At 62.0% G+C, this 17,046-nt stretch carries 12 protein-coding genes; 8 read left to right on the top strand and 4 right to left on the bottom strand.

Annotation, left to right across the window (positions count from 1 at the left end):
- Positions 1 to 71: 71 nt before the first annotated feature.
- Positions 72 to 914: a GIY-YIG nuclease family protein gene (locus LQ144_RS00410; protein ID WP_230116600.1), complete on the top strand. Its 843-nt coding sequence runs from the start codon at positions 72 to 74 to the stop codon at positions 912 to 914.
- Here LQ144_RS00410 and LQ144_RS00405 read toward each other — a convergent pair.
- Complete coding sequence (locus tag LQ144_RS00405; protein ID WP_230116599.1) at positions 911 to 2,257, bottom strand: competence protein CoiA family protein; 1,347 nt, start codon at positions 2,255 to 2,257, stop codon at positions 911 to 913. The genes LQ144_RS00410 and LQ144_RS00405 overlap by 4 nt on opposite strands.
- 408 nt (positions 2,258 to 2,665) lie before the next feature.
- On the opposite strand from LQ144_RS00405, the gene LQ144_RS00400 reads away from it, so the two are divergent.
- The gene (locus tag LQ144_RS00400; RefSeq protein ID WP_230116598.1) at positions 2,666 to 6,187 is read left to right on the top strand and encodes a hypothetical protein; all 3,522 of its coding nucleotides are present in this window, start codon (positions 2,666 to 2,668) and stop codon (positions 6,185 to 6,187) included.
- A gap of 441 nt (positions 6,188 to 6,628) precedes the next feature.
- Here LQ144_RS00400 and LQ144_RS00395 read toward each other — a convergent pair whose 3' ends face one another.
- On the bottom strand, positions 6,629 to 7,021 hold the full coding sequence (locus LQ144_RS00395; RefSeq protein WP_230116597.1) for a hypothetical protein: 393 nt from the start codon (positions 7,019 to 7,021) through the stop codon (positions 6,629 to 6,631).
- Between the two features lie 88 nt (positions 7,022 to 7,109).
- The gene (locus LQ144_RS00390; protein ID WP_230116596.1) at positions 7,110 to 7,955 is read right to left on the bottom strand and encodes a hypothetical protein; all 846 of its coding nucleotides are present in this window, start codon (positions 7,953 to 7,955) and stop codon (positions 7,110 to 7,112) included.
- Between the two features lie 460 nt (positions 7,956 to 8,415).
- Between LQ144_RS00390 and LQ144_RS00385 the strand changes: the two genes are divergently transcribed.
- Positions 8,416 to 8,622 (top strand): DUF1508 domain-containing protein, encoded by a 207-nt coding sequence (locus LQ144_RS00385; protein ID WP_230116595.1) that lies wholly within the window; start codon positions 8,416 to 8,418, stop codon positions 8,620 to 8,622.
- 884 nt (positions 8,623 to 9,506) lie between these two features.
- Here LQ144_RS00385 and mobF read toward each other — a convergent pair.
- A complete protein-coding gene (gene mobF / locus LQ144_RS00380) occupies positions 9,507 to 13,079 on the bottom strand; it encodes a MobF family relaxase (protein WP_230116594.1) in 3,573 nt (1,190 codons plus the stop codon).
- Between mobF and LQ144_RS00375 the strand changes: the two genes are divergently transcribed.
- The 5 genes from LQ144_RS00375 (at position 13,079) to LQ144_RS00355 (ending at position 17,039) form a co-directional block, all read left to right on the top strand.
- Complete coding sequence (locus LQ144_RS00375; RefSeq protein WP_230116593.1) at positions 13,079 to 13,402, top strand: hypothetical protein; 324 nt, start codon at positions 13,079 to 13,081, stop codon at positions 13,400 to 13,402. The genes mobF and LQ144_RS00375 overlap by 1 nt on opposite strands.
- A 494-nt stretch (positions 13,403 to 13,896) precedes the next feature.
- Positions 13,897 to 14,385, top strand: coding sequence for a hypothetical protein (locus LQ144_RS00370; RefSeq protein ID WP_230116592.1), 489 nt, complete (start codon positions 13,897 to 13,899; stop codon positions 14,383 to 14,385).
- Entirely contained in the window at positions 14,382 to 15,413 is a 1,032-nt protein-coding gene (locus LQ144_RS00365) for a hypothetical protein (protein ID WP_230116591.1), read from the top strand. The genes LQ144_RS00370 and LQ144_RS00365 overlap by 4 nt, the downstream gene beginning before the upstream one ends.
- The gene (locus LQ144_RS00360; RefSeq protein WP_230116590.1) at positions 15,410 to 15,859 is read left to right on the top strand and encodes a hypothetical protein; all 450 of its coding nucleotides are present in this window, start codon (positions 15,410 to 15,412) and stop codon (positions 15,857 to 15,859) included. The genes LQ144_RS00365 and LQ144_RS00360 overlap by 4 nt, the downstream gene beginning before the upstream one ends.
- Positions 15,860 to 15,986: 127 nt before the next feature.
- A complete protein-coding gene (locus LQ144_RS00355; protein WP_230116589.1) occupies positions 15,987 to 17,039 on the top strand; it encodes an alpha/beta fold hydrolase in 1,053 nt (350 codons plus the stop codon).
- Positions 17,040 to 17,046: the final 7 nt, after the last annotated feature.

Raw genomic sequence — 17,046 nt, 5'->3', positions numbered from 1 at the left:
CCCCGGCGTCTCCGGAACTGCGAAGGGGCGTTCCGGGATCCGGGGGCAGGTGACCGAAGCGAAGGCAGGACATGGATAACGGCAAATCGGGCGAACTGTGCCTCGGAGATCTCTTTCGGGCTTCCGGTCTGGCGCCGGAGGATGTGCAGGTCATCCGGCACACGCTCAAGCCCGACGGGCTGAAGACCCGGGCGGATGCGATGGGGCCCGGCCTGCTGCCGTACGTGCGCGAACAGGGCATCCGCAACAGCAAGCTGCCGGCGACTCCTCCGAGGATCTGGCTGAACTTCCTCGCCACGACCGGCCGGCGCGCACGGTTCATTACCGCGCACGAGAACCACGGCGAAGTCCTGGCAGAACGGACCGACATCCGCCGCTTCTTTGACCTGCGGCCCACCCCGGTGTTCGCAGCCCTGGCGGACCGGCTGGTGATCGAGTGGACGAAAGACACGGTGAACTGGGCCAAGACGGGTGACCAGGCAACGGCCATGACGGTTGTGGAGATCTCCGACCCGTCCAGCGTGCCGTTCCCGGGCTTCGATTCGCTCCTGGTCAGCTTCGACGAGCTCCAGGCCGTCATCACCGATGACCGCTACGGGCAGTGGCGGACGGCCCTCAGCTCCGTCCAGGGCATCTACCTCATCGCCGATACCAGCACCGGCAGGATGTATGTGGGGAAGGCCGACGGCGCCGAACGCTTCTTTGGCCGCTGGAGCGAGTATGCCAGGAACGGCCACGGCGGAAACGTCGCGCTCCGGGAGCTGGCTGCCGCCGACGCCCGGCACCGGCAGCACTTCCAGTTCAGCATCCTGCAGGTCTTCTCGCCGAGCGCGCCGGCCGCGCAGGTCGATGCAGCCGAAGCCCATTTCAAACGGGCACTCCTGACCCGGCAGTTCGGCATGAACCTGAACTAGCTCTGCGCCAGCCGGCAATAGTCACACCCCTGCTTCGGCGCCGAGTGGAGGCGGCACCGCAACGTGCCGGCCCCGGCGGCCGGGCGTGGGGGAGTGACAGTCTGGACCGCCGTACGGGCGCTTGCAACGGTGCTCCGGGGCGCGGCAGAAGGCTTTGCAGTTGGGGCTGGTGGTGGAGGCTCCACGGCCGGGCCACTCAGGATGGACCATTTCTCGGGCCGAACGCAGGAGATGAAGAACTGCCCCATGGTGCTGTCGCAGCTGGGGCAAACGAATGCGGCGTAGAGACGGCCGCTGGCCTTGGTGCGCCGCGGCTTGATGGCTGCCTTGGCGATGTCGGACCCGGCCACCCGCATCCACTTGTCGACCGCACGGTGCACTTCGGGGTGGTTCTCGAACCGCTTCTCACCGACTTCGGACTTCACAGCCGGGCGGGGGACCCGGGCCCATCTTTTTCTGAACCCTGGGCTGCGTGCATCCCAGACCAGCATCGGCTCCTCACAGTTCCAGCAGGAGGTGAGGCTTCCCCAAACGAACGTGTCCGTATCGACAAGTACGGTATGAGGGCCAAAGGCTGATTCAGGAGATGCGGAGCGGTCGTTCATCTCGGCGATAGCCTGCTCGAATGCCTCTTGCTTCTTGCGTTGCGCCTTAGCGGCTTCGGCCACCCGTTCAGCCTCCGCCTTCTGCCTGGCTGCCTGGTCTCCGGGGGAGCCGTGCGTCCAGGAGTGGCCTCGCTGCAGAAGCGCTTCCACGAACACGCCGAGCCTGTCGTCCGCCGTGACGAACTCCTGACCGGCGGACAGAGCCAGCAATCGGCTGACGTCATCAGGGATAGGAGAGGTCTTGCCGAAGCCGGTTACTACCGTGGGGACTTTGGTCTGATGGGGCTCCAGCGGGCGGGGGATAAGCCAGACCGGGAACGCGCCGCTCTCGAAATACCGCTGGGATCGGACGAAGTAGTTCTGCGGGGATTGCGATGACAGCTGCACTTCGAAGGCCACCCGGGCCCTGAAGTCGTCCGACTCCGCCAGGACATCGATGATCCACTCACGGGACGGGTGGGGATGTTCCACGATCGCATGCCAGCCGGGGACATTGTCGATGCACAGCTTCAAGGCTTCCTTCATAGCCAGATGCTGCGGCGTCTCCCCTCCGTGCTCGACCTTGCAGCCGTTCTTCCGGTGGTGGGCAAAATATCGCGTGGAGGGACCTCGGGTTTTGGCGACTGCACGGATACCGCACACGGGCATGACCATCCGCTTGCGGTCCTCGGACTCCTGAAGCTCCGACCAGCCCTCGGCCGTGTACGTCGTGGCGTCGACCCGACTCCCATCGAGCATGGCGGTCAGCAGCAATGTCCCCCCCAAATCATGAGCCGGGCCCGGCCCCCTGGGAGTGATTCGACCACAAGGCCCCGCCTGTATGTCAATGGACAATTTGAGCCGCAACCGTGAGAGACGAAGTGGTTTTGAAGTAGGGCAGGATGGTCCCTATGGATTCAGGAAAGTTACCAAGGCCGCGTCCAGGATCGAATCCATTCGCGACAGGACAGAGACCGAGTGGTCCCCCGCCCGTCCAATCGGGGGGCACGAGGGCCGCAGCAACCAGGATCTCGGGCCCGGCGGTCCGCATCCGAGCAGCCAGGAAATTCGTTCAAGTACCTTTACTCCCGGCTTAGTGAAGGTGCCTTTCAGCAACTCTGCGGCGCACTCATCCGCCGGAAGTACGACCCTGCTCAATGTTTTCCGGTGGGAATGGCTGACGGTGGTATCGATGCCATGTCGCACGGCAGCATCATCTACCAAGTCAAGTGGTCGAGCAAAGTACAGCAGAACCCCCATACATGGTTGAAAGCAACCATTGAGGGTGAGCGCAAGAAGATTTCAGCACTGGTTGAGAAAGGTGCCACCCGCTACATCTTGATGACCTGCGTAGCCGGGACTACCACGAGCGAAGACACCGGGAGTATGCAGCGACTCCAAAAATCCCTGGAGGAATTCAGTGAAGAGTTCGGGATCCCTGTTGAGTGCTGGTGGCAGGCGGACCTTGATGCTGAAGTCGATGCCGCGCCCGATTCAATCAAGTGGTCCTACCAGGACATGTTGGCTGGCACCGAGGCCATCCGCTATCTCATATTTGGCGCAGACAAGGAAGGTGAGGCTCATGAAATGCGAGCGACGATGCTCAAGGTCATGGCCTCACAGTGGGGAGACGACTCAAAGATCAAGTTCTCCCAGCTAGATATGGACCGGGTGGACATCGCGGAGCTTTTCATCGATGTCAAGGCAAGACAGGTCCAGCAGCCCGCAGCCCCGAAGGAGCGCTTCCTCGCCAGCCACGAGGACGTAGGTGATGGCACCGGTGCTGTCGGCTACATGCTGAACACCCTTTTCCCCTTGACTTATCTTCTTGGCGTTCCGGGGCAGGGAAAGTCGACCCTCGGGCAGTATCTCTGCCAGATCCACCGAGCTGCGATCGCACCTGATCTGGCGACAAACATCACCGGGTTGCCTCCAGTGGTGGACCCGAAGCTGCCACTGCGCGTAGATCTGAGCGATTATGCGTTATGGCTCTCGGGACGCGACCCGTTTGGGGAAGAGGAATCGACACGCAAGCCTCGCGATCGCCGTAAGGACCAGCGTTCCCTTGAGTTGTTCCTGGTAGCTCTCTGTACTTTCCATAGCGGCGGGCGTCACGTGACGGTCGAGCACCTTCAGAGCCACTTGGAGCGGTACCCCAGCCTGCTGGTCCTAGATGGTCTGGACGAGGTCGGCGATCAGCGCCTGCGCAAGGTTGTCGTCGAAGAAATCGATCGATTCTCGTTGAGGATGGGACGATCTGAGGCTAAACGGCGATTCCAGATCTTGGTGACGGCACGGCCCAACGCTTCGAGCTTGCCTGAGCCGGATAAAGAGAAGTTCCAGACCCTTGAACTGTGCCCTCTTGATGCAAGCCTGCAGCGGGAATTTGTAAACCGTTGGACAGAGGTAAATGGAGTCCGCGGCTTGGCGCTCCAGAAACTGCTCCGGACATTTGAGGAACGGACGACTTACGATCACGTAGCCCAGCTTGCTGACAACCCGATGCAGCTGACGATTCTGTTGTTCCTTATCAGCAGAAAAGGTGACGCCGTGCCGATTAGCAGAACGCCTCTCTATACGGATTACATGGCCACGTTCATGGACCGAGAGGTGAACAAACAGCAGATCCATCGCGACCACGTTCCACACGTCATTGAAGTAACGTCCTTCCTCGGGTGGCACATGCAATCCGGCGTGGAGAGTGAGCGCGGAGCGGACCGTATGACTTTGCAGGCCATTCAGGACACACTGCTGCTTTACTTCCGTCGCACTGGTGGGCCGGCTGACCGCGCAGAGGAGCTTTTTCAGGCCGTCACTGACAGGTTTTGGGCCCTCACGAGCAAGTCGGAGGGGACATTTGAGTTTGCCGTGCAACCTGTCCGCGAATACTTTGCTGCTAAGTTCCTTGCCGAGTGGGCTGGACAGGATCGTCGGGATCCGTTGCCGAAATCAGATGTTCTGAAAGAGCTCATCAAGCGAAACTTCTGGCTGAACACAGCCAGGTTTTACGCTGGCTTTGCAAATCCAAACGAGCTGGCAAGCCTACGGTACGGTCTGGACGAGGTAATAGCCGAAGGGGCACACCCCTTGCAGGAGCGAGTCGCTGCTTGGACTTTGCTCAGTGACGGAATATTCACCAATAAGCCTGCGGTTCAGCGAGACGTCGCCAAATTGCTCACCGACGACCTTACGGTCAGGCTGGCTACCTCGCCACAGGTAAGTGGGACTAGCTTTCCACGACTGGCGGCAGGGTCTGGAGGTGATGACTTGGCGTCAGCACTGATGGAGGACATCTACCGGGCGCCCGAAGCCCACATTTCACTTGCAAAAGTTTCCATGCTCCGACAGCACAGCATGGTCGACGCCAAGTCCTTCGCAGCATGGTGGCTCCCCAAGGCAGAGGCTGCTCTCGGCACTCGCCTCGAGTCGGCCTGGCTGGCAATTGGTGGCCGCTTTGGAGTCCCCGGGGTTAGCGACCCTGCAACGCAGCGACTCGGACTGGTCGACGCAGAAACATGCCGTTCGGCATTGCGGGCAGGCGCATCCCCTGCCTGGGGAACAACCCACGATAACCGGCTGCTCCAGTCCGTACTCGACGGCTGGTGCTCCGAGGTGGAGACCACAAGCACAAGCCAAGCTGGCTACCTCCTCCGGAGTATGCGCCCGTTTTGGTTCATCCGCATCGCTGAAGAAGGCCGGGAGGGGACCCGCGTTCCCTCCTATCACTTCTGGACCGAGCAGACGGAGCGTCCTCCTCGGGCTGAATTCTTTAAGTCTCTCATCGAGAAAGATGATCGATACGGGCGCCTTCAGTTGGCGGCTAGATCACAGGCGATGGGTCAGAAAGGTACTACGGAGCCGTGGCAGAATGCGGCTCGAGAACTGGCTCGCTTGCACGGCCCTTGCTGGCTTGCCGCCGACATCGCAGTCATCGGCGCCGCCACCCAAGATACGCGACCTGAAGGCACAGCGAACAGGGATGGAAAACCTTTCGGCCCCGAAGTGGACTACGGGACTCTTGTGATGGCCCTCCGTAAGAAGCCGCCACTTGATTGGTGGGAGGACGCCTTTGAGAACTACCAGGATTCTCTTTCAGGGAGGACCTGGGCATTTGCCCTCTTGGCGACGGCGGACGAGAGCATCGTTCTGGAACATCTGCCGCATGTTGCCGACGTCCTAGCGAACACTTCGGATGACGATTTTTATGCCTTTGCCACGTCAACGAGCCGGCTTGGGGCAACGCCTATTCCACGCCGGCTCGGTGGTGGCATCCTTAGTGCCGCTGCCTTGCAATCGAACCGTTTAGCGCTTGTCGTATCGCACTTCAGCGCGGACCACGATGGTGACTCCTTAGAGCCTCTGAGCGATGAGCAACTACTCGAGATGGCCTCGCCAGGACCCCACAACTGGAGCATCGCTAAAGCCGTTACCTCTCGGTTGCTTCACAAGTTCAGCGACCCTCTTGTGAGAGCTTTAGCCGCGCTTGGACCCGACTGTCCCGTTGGAATCGGGTATGTCGGATCCCCAGTAGATGCAAGGGTTACGGACCTCATCCTCCAGGCCCCTGCGGCATACCCAAGCGCTTGGGTAGGCGCAGCGGAAGGCTGGTACTCCGCCTCAAACCGAGAATCAGCATTGGCCGACGAAGCGAGAGGCAGGGAGTGGGTCCCGAGGGTTCCTCGCGTTTAGTTCGCAGCGTCTCACGAACTCTAGTTTGATGGGACGCCGCTACAACCGCTGAAATCCGGGCTTTTGAGGCCTGGGAAATGTCTCACCAAGTCCGTCTCACCGGATCGTCTCACAAACCCTCGAGGCTTATTGACACACCCCCTGATTAGCATGTGTGCATGGGACTGCTACTGGGGTACGTGCGGGTTTCGACAACCGATCAGCATGGTGATGCGCAGCGGGTTTCTTGCTTTTCTCCTTCGCAACCGCGTCGAGCGATGCGTATGCAGCAAACTGTGTTTTCCGCTGTTCCCGACCGAGCATATTCACACAATCAACCTCCGGCTTAGAGCGGACTGTGGGTGTGCGTCACCACAGCCACGAACCCTGCAAAGAAGTCAAGGGATTTCATGTTTTGCCATGTGTGCGGAAACAGCCAGTACGCTCCCCGGACGGCCACCGTCAGCTCTTCCCGGAACCTCCGCGAAGGTTGACGATGAGGGCCGCGAGCACCAGGTCCCCAAGCGATGGCTTTGCCGGCGGCTCTGGAAGCCCCGGATCGTCCGGGGGTTCGGGAGGGTCTGGCGGTTCCGGGTCTTCCGGCTCGCCAGGGTCGGGAGGGGCGAGTTCGGGAGGCGAGTTCCTCAGGCAGGTAGCCATGCCCAGTGCTGCACCCCAGAAATCCTCCGGGCTGGCTGCTGAGTCCATGGCGTCATCGGCGGCCGAGATGCAGTCCGCGTTTGGACTGTTGGGGTCGATGTCGTTATCGAGAGCCACCGCCCGCACGAGGCCGGCGTATCCCTCCCGCTGTATGCCCTGTACGAGTTCGCCGATGATCTTCACATACGAGTCCATGACCTTCTCCCTCTCACGCAGTGCCAAGGTCTACAGGCCTTGGTGGGCATCAGGGTACGCCGCAACGTGAGACCGCGATAGGGGCCGGCTACCCGATGTCCATGTCGTCATGCAGGCCGACCGTCGCGAAGACGATCTTCCTGTCGGTGCCGCGCCAGAATTGCACGCGCCGGGCCGAGGCGGTCTTCACCTGCAGTGCCACCCGCCAGGCAGTGCCGAGCTCCGGGTCCTCGACGAAGCCGGATGTTCCGGCTACACCGCCCCGCAGGCGGTGCATGTCCCGGCCCGGCAGCGAATCGGCCAGCCCTGTCAGCACCTCGACGGCGACTGCAATGATTTTAGACCGGTCGATTCCCTGGATGTCCCGGCCCGTCGTCATGTAGCCGTCAGCGAAGCCGTACTCGGCCAGCGGAGTCTCGGCCTTGGAGCCGGCCGGGATCCGCTTGGCCCACTCCAGATAGACCTCGTGGCGGAACTGCTCGGCGGGGTCGTTGAACAGCGGCCCGCTGTCGGTGACGTCGTCGATGTCGCGGCTCATCTGCCGTGCCCGGTCAGCACGTGCGCGTTCCTTGCGGACGTCATCGCGGAGGCGTTCGACGGTGTGGACCAAGCGGGCATTTTCTGCGGCCAAATCGTCTGCGTCGGCCATCGCGCGGCGGTGGTCCTTGAGCATGTCGACCCGTTCCCGGGTCATCAGGGCCACCTGGGCGCGGAGGCGTTCCACTTCGGCGCCGCCAGGGACAGGGGAGGGCAGCGGTGCGCCCGTCTGTTCCGCGACGGATTCCAGGAGCCGTGCCTCAAGCTCGCCGCTCAGGCGATCGTTTTCAGCGGACAGGTGTTCAAGGCGTGCCCGGACCGCATCCAGTGCGGCGAAGGCGTCCCCGCCTGCGAACTCGGGTGTAGCCGGTGCGGGAGATGGTGCCGTTGCCGGCACCGCAGACTCGGGCGGAACCGGTGTTTCGGCAGGCTGGACGGAAACGTTCTCGGAGGGTGCCTCCGGCTGCCAGCGGATCCACGGCTCCCCGCCTCCAGGAGCGGCAGGGCCTCCGTCACCTGGTCGGGGTTGGTGACGCTGATGAGTTTCCAGGCTTTGCCGTCTGCGCGTCCGGAGAGTTTGACCTGTACGGCGATGACTGATCCGAGAGGTTCGTCGGTGGCGTGGCGGACGGTTAGTCCGGGGAAGAGAGCTACCGACTTTGGGGAGATGACCAAGGCAGGCTGGATAGAGCCAAGGGCGGCATGGTCTGCCGCGTCAGCGGAGGTGTGCAGGCCTACCGTCCCCGGTCGGCTTTGACGAGCAGTCGTTAGGATTGGCTCGCCGGGAGGTGACCGCTGACCGGCAGAAAAGTTGGGCCTGCCACTGGGCTGGCCTGACTAGGAACGAAGGGGAGATCATGGCAGGAAGGTACGAGATCTTTGCTGATGAAACCGGCGGTTTCCGGTTCCGGCTCAAGGCATCAAACGGTGACGTCACTGCGACGTCGGAGAGATACAAAACCATAAGCAGTGTTGTCCAGGGTATCGAGCGATTCTGGAAGAACACCGCCACGATAAGAGTCGAGGACCTGACTCAGGGCGAAGGCGAACTGGGGCGGACGTGAAGGCGTCCGGCAACAGGTTCAAATAGGCAGCCCACTTCTGCGTCTCCGCCGTTGGCCGGGCGGGAACTGGGCGCCCTGGCTGCTTGAGGTGGGAGGACTGGCTATGGCAAACTGTTCCATTTTTACCGTGATCGTCTAGCGTTCAGGTACACGTCATAGTTGCACCACCTTTGAGGGTGTCACCAAAGTCTGAACTCACCCACGGCACCGTCCGTTCACCAATATCCTGACCCTCACGTCCCGTGGGCTCGGCTACTCGGACGCTCAGTGCTGAGTGCGGGGAGTATTTTGACGTCTCAAGCGCATACGCACGCCTTGAGGGGTGGGCTCCGGCCTTGATCAAGCCTCGCTGCCCGGTGCCCAGGTCAGGGAATCTGAAGCCCGTAGGTAATAAGTTGCCGGCCATGGTGCGCCAGGCCTGACCTGTGTCGGGTCCGGTGAGATAAGCAGAACAGATCCGGGCCAGATCGGTTCCGGCAGGGCTTCGATCCATGCAGGCTGAACGTGGTCGAAGCGGTTCCACTTGATCGTGATCCAAGAGCCTGTGGGTTCGAGGGCGTCAACGCTCACGACTGTGACCTCTGCCGTCGTGCCACTGCTTCGCTTCATGTCGTTGAAGTGATCCCACTTTTCGTTAGCGCCAGCCATCCATGAACGCCGGCGGCGTGCTCGGACCCACCAGACCTCTCCAACGGCTGCGGATGCGAGGAGGGCCATGGCCGCGGTCAGTAACAAAAACAAGTTACCCGGCCCGTTGGCGGCCGCGGCTCCGAAGAGATAAACGACGCACGCAGCGATTGCCACGCTGCCCAGAATCAAAGCAGGCGTTGCAACCTTAGGCCTAAGGACTGGATTCGCATTCATGGCTTACCTTCCCGACCAGTTTAGAGTTGCCAGCCGACATTGATAAGGCGGTCTTCCCTAGTTTTCGGGTCATCAGTCCACGTCGGGGAGTCCACGGGGCCGGGGGACGAGACACCTGCTTGCTCAACGAGTCGATCGATACTTACACGCTGCTCCTTTTGCTCCCACTCATAGGCAGCTGGAACTGGCCCCAGGGGAAGCGGCGAATCGTCCATTCCCCACCGGTCCCTATAGATGGCGATTCGGCGAAGCACACCGGCGGTCTCTTCTTGTGTGACGAAGGGTCCCAGGGCCGCAAGGAGGTTCCGTTTCCATTCGGTGTCGCTCACCATCGCGGCTACGGTGACGTGGTCCGTCCTGCGCTGCATCCGCTCCCGCACCTGGGTTATCAAGTTGGCAAGGTCAGGACGAACGGTGCGGAGTTCCTCGGTCAAGGGATCAATTCCGCCCGCGGGCATCGCGGACAGGAACTGCCGGAGCCGAGAGTGGACGATCGCCACTGTGTCGTGGGCGGATGCGCTCGTATCCAGTGCGGTAGAGACAACACGCTGCGTGCTTGGTCGGCTCACTTCAACGGACCTGCGCCACGCAGTGACAGCTGCGCCCCACGAGGGCGATTGCTGAAGAGCGGAGGCCCTGCCCGGCGAGTGCGCCTCAAGGAACTCCCGCAAATCCTCAGCCGCAGCCAGTTGTGCGAGGTAGTCGTACTCAGCACTGAGGCGCTCCAAGCTGTCCGCTTTCGACTGCTCGGCATCACGGACTTCGTGAGCCGTTCGTTCGGCGCCTTTGGCGGCAAGGACTTCGCCTAGGATTTGCCGCCACGACGCTTGCATAGCGGGATCCATAGGCTCGTCATCCAGGGGATCATTCTCGCTGACATACGCGTGGTTCCCTGTGCGTCCCCGCGTCATGCTCACGTACAACAGCTCACGCGTCAGCCTGCCTTGTGTCACCACGGTGTGGCCCGTGTCCACGGTGATGCCCTGCGATCGGTGGGCCGTCGTCGCATATCCCAGCTCAACTGAAGCCTCGACGTAGTCACGGCTCAAGCTAATCCTTGCGCCGGTGTCCCGGCGAACCGCGATCAGCGAGCCGTCGCGCCTACCTATACGGACGACGTCGAGCATGGTTCCGTTCCGGATGAAGTCACCGCTGCTATCGGTAATAGCCCGGTCATTCTGGCGGGCAATGACAGTGTCGCCAGTGCCGGCATGAAGTCCGTCGCTGAGCCGTACCGAGTCGTCCGCATCCACGGCACCTTGGACCACGCGATCGGCCTGGGCACGCTGGTTGAGCATGCCAACCGTGGCATTGTCCGCTGCGATGAGAATGGACGACTTGCCGGCGAGTGTGTCGGCCTTCCATCTGAGGTACGCCTGGTCGACCATGTCGAGGTGCACCCCGTGTTGGATGCGCCCGTGGCTGTCGTAGTCAGCAATGGCACCGAAGTCCCCGGCACGAAGCTTCAGCGAGGCGCCTTGCTCCCATGCCTCCTTGAACCGCCAAATCGTGCTCAGCCGTACCGTCTTGCCTTGCCGGTCCAGCCAGCCGAGAACACCGCCGGCGTCAATGGCGTCCAGTTGGCCCGGGTCTCCCACCAAGAGCACTTTGGCTCCGGCATCCCGCGCCTGCTGTACCAGTGCAGACAGCTGCAGGGTGGACACCATGGAGGCCTCGTCGACCACGACTAGTTGGTTGGGATGAAACCGCCATCTGTCCTGTTCGGCGGCAAGCCGGGTGGTCTTCTGGGCGAGGCGAGTGGCCTGCGGGCTTCCGACGGTCACCTGGTTGGCGAGCCGCTGTTCGGTGTCGAAGAACTGTGCGGTCCGGTTGCCGGCGCCCTGACCGACAGATTCGTAGAGCCACTTGGCTACATTCTCCGTGGTCAGTGCAAGCTCCCGCCCAAGGACCTCGGCGCTCGCCGCCGCTGGCGCCAACCCGACCACGGTGCCGGCCCCGAACTCCGCTTCCCAGGCTGCCTTGACCGCGCCGAGGGTGGTCGTCTTGCCGGTTCCGGCAGGACCGACGACGGCGTCAAGCCGGTTGCCGCTGAGCAAGACGTTGGCGGCCGCCGCCCGTTGGTCGGAGTGCAGATCGAGCCGACCACGGTGCTTATAGCTGGCGAGTGATTCCATGGTGACGGCCGCACTCACCGCTGGGCCGCCGTCGTCGTTCCTTGCTCCCAGTACGACGTCCTCGTTGGCGAGGGTGGATGCGTCCGTATAGAGGCGGGAGCCGTGGAAATCGAAGATGCTGTGGTCTGCGAAGCGGAGATCGGCCTGGGCGTCCGCGGGGACGGTGTACCGGTACTCATTGAGTGGAACGGACTGTGCTTCGGCGGCGCTGGCTACGATGTCAATCATGGTGTGACGGTCCGCCGGTGTGTGGCAGCGGATTTCGGCGCAGACACGTTCGGCTTCCGCGATGAGGTTCCACCGGTTCCAGGTGGCGCGCTTCGTGGCCACGCGCTCGCGGGTCAGGGAGCCCACCGCGTCTACCCAGCCTGGCGTGAAGTCGCAGGTGCGGAAGGGCGCTATCCGGGAGCGCCGAATGGTGTTGGCGAGCACTTCTCGGGATTCGAAGCCCATGGCGGCCGCCCGCGCGCACCACTGGGCGGAGAGCTGGCGCAGAGGGATGGCTGTTTCCGGCTTGGCGGTCCGGGTGGAAAGTGTTGCCTGCTGGCGGAGCTTGATGGTGGTTGTCGCGGTTGGGGGAGTGCCATGACTGGCGGTCCATTCGGCCACCAGCCGGTCGGTTTCGAGATCGATGAGACGCGATCGGTTGGAGAATTCGCGGATCAGCGCATCGTCGACACCGGTCAGTTGCTGGCTGGGGTTGTGGGTGTTCGCGGCCGGCACTCGGACATCCGTATCGGTGCCGAGGTTCCGGTGGAGGGCGTCGAAGAGGAGACCGTTGTAGTGCTCGCTGGCAGCTACCGCGGCCTTGTACAGAGTCCGCGAGTCGAGCGTGACCCATGCGCCGTCAGTGATGCGCTGGATGCGGTTGGCGATGACCATGTGCGTATGGAGCTGCGGATCCCCGGCCCGCGACTCCCAGTGGTCGAAGGCAGCAGCGATAGCTCCGCGTGTGCCGAGGTGGGCGACACCGTTGCGGCCGGCCCTCGTGTGGATGACGTAAGTTTCGAGCCACTCAAGGGTGGCGTTGAGCGCCTGGTGGTGGGTCTCGAGGATTTGGTCTTGAAGTGTACAGGGGCTCAGCGCCCAGAGGACGGACATCGATTTGGGGACGCTGAAGGTCAGGTCGAAACCGACGACGGCGTGACGCGTCTCGGTGCGGCCCTGGCTGTTTTGCACGATGGTGGGTTGGCCGTGGGGGCGGCCCAGAGTTGCGCCGGAGTCCGGGTGGGTGGCGTGATCGAAGATTGCCTTGGCGTCCGATTCCGTGACGACGTCTCCCGCGGTCCGGTTGATGCCTCGCAGGCCGGAGCCGAGCCAGCGGCCCAGCGGCGTACCGGCTTTCATGTAGTAGGTGGTGGCATCGGCGGGCGTGATTGTCAGGTCGTCCATCATGGTGGTCTTGAAGAGATACTTCAGGCCCGACTGAGCGGAGAGCCGGGCAATGGACATGGTCATTGGCTTTGGGTTTCTGGGTTCCGTTTGGTGGCCGTCCAGCCCCGGCGGCGGAAGAGTGCCTTGGTGCTGCTGTGGAGCTCGACGCCGGCGGCATGGGAGACAGCCAGGAGCCTGCCGGCGAGGTGGACCAGGTCGTGGGCATCGGCCCGCTGGATAGTTTGGAGACGTGCGAGGTCGGCACGGAGGGTCCTGATGACGTCATGCTGCTCGTCGTTCTCGGCTTCGAGTCGGTCGATGTCTACAGCTTGAGATCGGAGCTGGGTTTGGAAGGAGTCTTGGCTTTGCTTGCCGCCGGCGAGAGCGGTAGCCAGCCTGGCCAGTGATTTAGAGTGGGTGGCCGCCTGGCCCGTCTCTGCATCGGTGTCCCGGAGTTGAACGGCCGAGGCGGGTTTCGGGCGTAACGCTGCAACTGGGTGCCGCCGTCGTCGATCGCGTTGTCTGTTGGCGCAGCGAACAGAACAGAAGCGCTGAGACGCGCGCGACGGCGTGAAGCTCTCGCCACATTCCCTGCAAATCTTACCGCTCACGTTGGTTCATCTTTGAGAGCTCTGCTGACGACATGACTTGCCGTGAGTCTGCGCTCACGGCGAATACCTTGGATGCCAGAGGTGTGAGGCTGTTGGCCGTTGGTGCGCTGTGAGCGTTAGACAATCGGAGGGGGTACGCCGGAGATGAACAGGGGCTTGATCGGCTCTGGACATGTCCAGAGCCTGAGCGTTCAATGGAAGTTAGGCGATTCTTGACGGTCCTTGGAAGACGGGGCCGTTGGATTGAACGGCGACCGGGCGGTACACGTCGGCCGCAGGATGGGGTTCCAATGGACGGCACAGCTTCCGCCAAATATTCGCCGGCGCGATGCGCTGCAGAAGGCTTCCTCGCACTCAATCTGCCGAGCCGTCTTTCGTTGGAACGGCTGATATCGATTGTTGAGAACCTCCGGCATCGGCGGATTGAGATCGATGTTTCCGAGTCCCTAAACGGAGGATCGGTCTGCGGGCTGTGGCTGTCCACGGACAACACGGAGATAATCCTGCACGCGCCGACACCGTCGGCACTACATCGACAGCAGTTCATCCTTCACGAACTGGGCCATATGGTGCTCCGACACGATGAGCTGGTGGTGTCCTCAAACTATGCGGAGACTTTGTTTCCTAACCTGTCCGGCGAGACGGTGTCTCGGATCCTCGGGCGAAGTGACTTCCTGGACCATATCGAGGCCGCTGCCGAAACTTTGGCGGATCTCTTTGCCGCTGCGATCCGGGACAGCAGCCTCGAGCCGCGGTCGTTTGAACGGATATTCGGATGATTCAAGAGATTTCCGCAGGCGTGATTTGGTGTCTGGCGTTGTGCCTCCTGCCCGATCTGAAGCGGCGCAAAGACCAGAGCATCCTGGTGGCGGCCGTAACCATCGCCACTGCACTCACGCTCAACGTTGACCGAATCTACATCGCGGGGGACCAGGTACTCGGGAACCGCAACCTGCTTGACCTCGTTGCCAACATCTTCATGGTTGTCGGTATCTACTTCCTGTCCCGGGCGATTCTGCGCGCCGCCGATGTCAGTGAGACGGTGGGCATCCACAACAGGGTCGGGCAAGCGGTTCTGGGGATTGTCGTCGTGGCTTTGATTGTCAGCTTCAGCCTGGTTGATGCTCCGCGGACTTCCACCTCCTTTATGAGGGATTTTGGAAGTCAGTGGCCGGCGGCCGTGTACTCAAGTGTTCAGTTCCTTTACATCGGCGCGGTGGTGGCCATCACCGGCATAACCTGTTTCAGGTTCCGCGGCGAGATGGCAAGGCCGTACTTTCGCGTCGCTTTCGAGCTCATCGGCCTCGGCTGCGCACTGGCTGTGGTGTTGGTCCTTGCCGTGTTGGGGATGGACGTTCTTCATCTCATGGGTGAGCTTGAGGCAACGAAGTGTCTCTCCTACGTTTACGACGCAGCCGAAGTGGGCGCCATGGTCTTCCTCTGCATGGGTCTGGCCTTGCCGCCCGTCGCACGTCGGCTGGAGCGCAGATCTGATGCCCGGGCCGCAGCTGTCCTCGTCGAACGACTGGCTGGGCCCTGGGATCGAATCACGTCGGAACGATCTGAGATCCGACTAAAAGTGTCTCAAACTGCGGTCGACCGCCACGATGCCCCCAAGCGCCGGCTGCATCGGATGCTGGTGGAGATCCAGGACGCACTGTTCGTGGACCCGCACCTCGCCCAATTACTGAGTCAAGATGATTTGAATGTACTCAGAGAAGCGGAGCAGCATCTCGGAGCTCGGTTTGCAGGATCCGGACATCGACGGCCAGGGTTGTTGTCACGGAAAGGGGATACGACTCCGTGACCGACAGCGACGGCGGGATATCCGAACAGCCGCAGGCGAGACTCGCGCGGAAGCTGAATCTCCTCCTGGATCTTTTTGAGGCCAAGGGATCATCGCCCCTGACGTTTCCACAGATAAGCAAGCACATGTCAGACCGCGGTACGCCGTTGTCTCGCTCCCGCTGGGCCTACATGCGCGCCGGCGACAGTTCCCTGGCGACGGACCCGCAGCTTTTGACGAACCTCGCCGAATTCTTCGGCGTTGACCCCAGATACCTTTTGGACGACGACGGCGAGGTTCCCGACTTGGTAGACGCACAACTCGAACTACTGCGCACACTGCGGGAAAACCGCGTTAGAAACTTCGCTGCGAGACAACTGCACGGGATTTCTCCGGAGACACTAGTGCGTCTACGCAAAGCCATCGACGAACGCCTGAAAGCTCCCGAGGACGACGCCGATGCGTAGGGCCGCTATAGCTGTGGCCATAGGTTGTGGCATTGCCGGCGCTGCCGCCTTCCTCGCAGCTGCCTATTTTGCTCGGCAAGTGGTGGTGCCCAAGAGGCAGCGGAGGGAAGATCTACAAATCCGTCGTGTGTTCCACGACGCCGACGAAACGCTGATGGTGGAGCTGCCGGCAACTGCACGGACGACGGCTCCAGGCCGCTACAGCATCTGGTTTTCCAGCGGCACAGGCCACGCCTGTATTGGAGAAATCGTGTCCTCTGACGATGCTGCGGGGACAGTAACCCGCCTCGTTGAACGGGTGGACTCCGGCGATCTCAAGACTGCCACCGCCGGCATCTGGAGCGGTTACGTCTATCCGACACCGCATCCGTTAGGGCTGCCCTACTCGGACGTTGAGATTCCGGTGGAGAACGGCATGGCGCCCGCCTGGAAGTTCACACCGACGCAGGCGTCCGGAGGTTCTACCACTTGGGCCATCCACATTCATGGCTTGGGTGGATCGAAAGCCGGCGCACTCCGCGGCGTGCCTGTGGCGGACCGACTGGGATACACATCCCTCGTTGTTTCACTCCGGAACGACCGCGATGCGCCTGCTTCCGCGGACGGCCGGTACCACCTGGGGCAGTCCGAATGGCACGATGTCGAAGCTGCGGTGAAATATGTCGTGGGCCAGGGAGCAAGGCAGATAGTTCTATTCGGCTGGTCACTCGGTGCCTCAATTGCCCTTCAGCTGGCGGCAACATCGGAGTTTCGGCATCACATTTCTCGGCTCGTGCTCAATGCCCCCGTTATCGACTGGAGAAGCACGCTGGTGGCCAACGCCGTGTCCAGTAAGCTTCCGCGGCAGGTTGCGGGGCTCGGACTGAAGATTCTCGGCTCATCTGGAACACGCTGGATTACTGGTCTGGACGCTCCCTTGAGCTTTCATACCTTGGACTTTTTGGCCCGGGCGGACGAACTCAGCGTTCCCATCCTTGTCATCCACAATGATGGGGACCGCTCGACACCCTTTGCCATTTCTCGCGAGTTCGTCACCCGGCGCCCAGAGCTGGCAACGCTGCTCACTTTCGCCTCCGCGGAGCACACGCAGGAGTGGAATTCCGACCCGGACGGGTGGGACGCGGCGGTGGAGAACTGGCTTCGGAACGACCCGCCGTCGTCTGCCCCCGTATCCCTATGACTGCGGG

The organism is Arthrobacter sp. Bi83 (genome assembly GCF_918698095.1).
Classification (GTDB): Bacteria; Actinomycetota; Actinomycetes; order Actinomycetales; family Micrococcaceae; genus Arthrobacter.
Note: the sequence above shows the minus strand (reverse complement) of the source record. Positions and strands in the feature narration are given on the sequence as shown.